This is a genomic window from Micromonospora sp. DT4 (assembly GCF_049841675.1).
Lineage (GTDB): Bacteria > Actinomycetota > Actinomycetes > Mycobacteriales > Micromonosporaceae > Micromonospora.
The window spans coordinates 1-2,543 of the sequence record NZ_JBNCKT010000244.1 but is presented as its reverse complement, the minus strand read 5'-3'; the positions used below and the strand labels follow the sequence as shown (position 1 = coordinate 2,543).

Sequence of the window (2,543 nt, the reverse complement as noted above, 5' to 3'; positions counted from 1 at the left end):
GCCAAACCGGCGTCGAAACAAGGTCTGACCAGCGAAGTCTCCAGCCAAGATCAACTTATCTAGGAAACTCGGGCTAGCAGAATCCCCGACATGACCGATCCTTCGACCATCACCGTCCGCCCCGGCGGCCCGGGCGACGCCAAGGCCGCGCTGCGGCTGCTCGACGTCGCCACCGCCTGGCTGGTCGAGCACGGGCGGACCGGGCAGTGGGGCACCCGGCCGCCGTCCACCGATCCCGGCCAGATCGCCCGCGCCGAGGACTGGGCCGCGAGCGGCGACCTACACCTGGCGATGCGGGACGACCAGCCGGTCGGCGCGCTGGTGGTGGGTGCCGCCACCGAGCACGTGCCCCCGGCCACCGAGCCGGAGCTGTACGTCCGGCTGCTGGTCACCGACCGGGCGCACGCCGGGCTGGGGATCGGGGCCCGGCTGCTGGAGCACGCCGCCGAGCTGGCCCGGGCACGAGGGCTGGGCCTGCTGCGGGTGGACTGCTACGGCGGCGACGACCGGGCACTCGTTCGGTTCTACGAGAGCTGCGGCTTCACCGCCACCGAGCCGTTCACCGTCGTGCGACCGGGCCGCGAACCGTGGCCCGGTCAGCTCCTCGTCCGCCGGCTCGACTGAGCGTCAGCCGATCTCCTCGTCGACGAAGCACCAGCGCCAGGCCTCGCCCGGCTGCGCCGAGCGGATCACCGGGTGACCGGTCGACGCGAAGTGCTTGCTCGCGTGCTGGTTCGGCGACGAGTCGCAGCAGCCGACCTGGCCGCAGCTCAGGCAGATACGCAGGTGCACCCAGTAGGTGTCGCCGATGGCGACGCAGTCCGCGCACTCGTCGGGGGTACCCGGCTCGGCGGTGCTGGCCTCGGCCAGGTGCTGACAGCTCACTGCTCCACCTCCTGCCGCAGCAGCGACTCTTCCAGGTCCAGGTCACGATAGGCCCGCACCAGCACCTCCTCAGGAATGCGACCGGAGTCCCGGGCAGCCCGGAACACGTCGCGTTCGGCGTCGATCATCTCTTGTCGCAGCCGACCGTACGCCTGTGACGGGGTTTCCCGCTCGTCGCCGCCGAGCCGTTCCCAGGCCATGTTGGTGCGGTCCTCCTGCACCCGACGCAGCCGGTCCACCACGGGCGCCGGCGCGCTGTCGGCCAGCTCCTCCAACCGTTCCCGTGCGGCCTTGCTGGCCTGCTGCTGCACTCCGGCCGCGGACAGGGCGTCCTGCACCGGGTCGTCCTGCGGCAGTTTCAGGCGGCGGGCGACCATCGGGAGAGTGGCGCCCTGGCCGACCAACGTGACCACGATCACCGCGAAGGCCAGCCAGATGAACAGGGCCCGCGGGTACGGCTCGTCCTCGGCCAGCGTCAGCGGCAGGGCCAGGGCGGCGGCGAGCGTCACCACGCCCCGCATCCCGGCCCAGCCGATGATGATCGGGAACTTCGGGGACGGGGCCGCGTCGCGGCGGCGGATCCGGGGGACCAGCCGGGCCAGGTAGGTGGCCGGGAAGAGCCACACGAAGCGGGTCAGGAAGACGGTGGCCAGCACCGCGACGGTGATCAGGACGAGGGAGCCGGCCGGCTCGTCGAGGTCCCGCAGCACGTCCCGCAGTTGCAGCCCGACCAGGAGGAAGACCAGCCCTTCCAGCAGGAACCGCACCAGCCGCCAGAACGCACCGGTCTGCAACCGGGACGCCGCCGACAGCAGTTGCGGCAGCTTGTGCCCGAGGGCCAGCCCGGTGACGACCACGGCGACCACACCGGAGGCGTGCACGTGCTCGGCCGTGAACACCACCGCGAACGGGATGATCAACGACAGCGCGTTGTCCAGCAGCGGGTCGCTGATCCGCCGGTGCACAAAGCCGAAGACCACCGCCCCGAGTGCGCCGATCAGGATGCCGCCGCCGGTCGCGCGCAGCACCTCGACGGCCACGTCCGTCGTACCGACCGTCGAGCCGATGGTGGCCATGGTCGCGACCCGCAGCAGCACCAGCGCGGTGGCGTCGTTGACGAGGCTCTCCCCCTCCAGGATCGTGACCACCCGGCGGGGCAGCCCGACGCGGCGGGCGACCGCGGTGGCGGCCACCGCGTCCGGCGGCGCGACCACCGCGCCGAGGGCCAGGCAGATCGCGAACGGGACCTGCGGCAGCAGCAGGTGCAGCACGACTCCCACCGCGAACGCGGTGAACAGCACCAGACCCACGGCGAGCAGCAGGATCGGCCGGATGTTGTTCTTGAACGCCGGCACCGACGTCTCCAGCGCCGCGACGTACAGCAACGGCGGCAGGATGCCGATCAGCACCAGCTCCGGCTCGAGATGAATCTGCGGGAAGCCCGGAACGAAGGACAACGCCAGTCCGAGTACGACCAGCAGGATCGGCGCGAGCAGGCCGAGCCGGCGGGCCAGCGCCGCGCCGAGGGTGGCGATCGCCAGGAAGACGACGACCGGAAACAGGCTTTCCATGGGGTACGAGCCTAGCCCGAGTTTCCTAGATAAGTTGATCTTGGCTGGAGACTTCGCTGGTCAGACCTTGTTTCGACGCCGGTTTGG

3 protein-coding genes are annotated in these 2,543 nt (G+C 71.1%); 1 reads left to right on the top strand and 2 read right to left on the bottom strand.

Annotated features, from left to right (window positions below; genetic code table 11):
* Positions 1 to 90 precede the first annotated feature (90 nt).
* Positions 91 to 624, top strand: coding sequence for a GNAT family N-acetyltransferase (locus ACLQ24_RS29270; protein WP_425894969.1), 534 nt, complete (start codon positions 91 to 93; stop codon positions 622 to 624).
* A gap of 3 nt (positions 625 to 627) precedes the next feature.
* Here ACLQ24_RS29270 and ACLQ24_RS29265 read toward each other — a convergent pair whose 3' ends face one another.
* Both ACLQ24_RS29265 and ACLQ24_RS29260 read right to left on the bottom strand, forming a co-directional pair.
* Positions 628 to 885: a UBP-type zinc finger domain-containing protein gene (locus ACLQ24_RS29265; RefSeq protein WP_425894968.1), complete on the bottom strand. Its 258-nt coding sequence runs from the start codon at positions 883 to 885 to the stop codon at positions 628 to 630.
* Positions 882 to 2,456 carry a Na+/H+ antiporter gene (locus tag ACLQ24_RS29260; RefSeq protein WP_425894967.1) on the bottom strand — a complete coding sequence of 525 codons (1,575 nt, stop codon included), beginning with the start codon at positions 2,454 to 2,456 and terminating at the stop codon, positions 882 to 884. Before ACLQ24_RS29260 ends, ACLQ24_RS29265 begins: the two co-directional genes overlap by 4 nt.
* Between the last annotated feature and the right edge of the window lie 87 nt (positions 2,457 to 2,543).

Excerpts from the sequence above, each read along its gene's own strand:
- ACLQ24_RS29270 (WP_425894969.1), top strand. The coding sequence starts at position 91 with ATGACCGATCCTTCGACCATCACCGTCCGCCCCGGCGGCCCGGGCGAC.
- ACLQ24_RS29260 (WP_425894967.1), bottom strand. The coding sequence starts at position 2,456 with ATGGAAAGCCTGTTTCCGGTCGTCGTCTTCCTGGCGATCGCCACCCTC.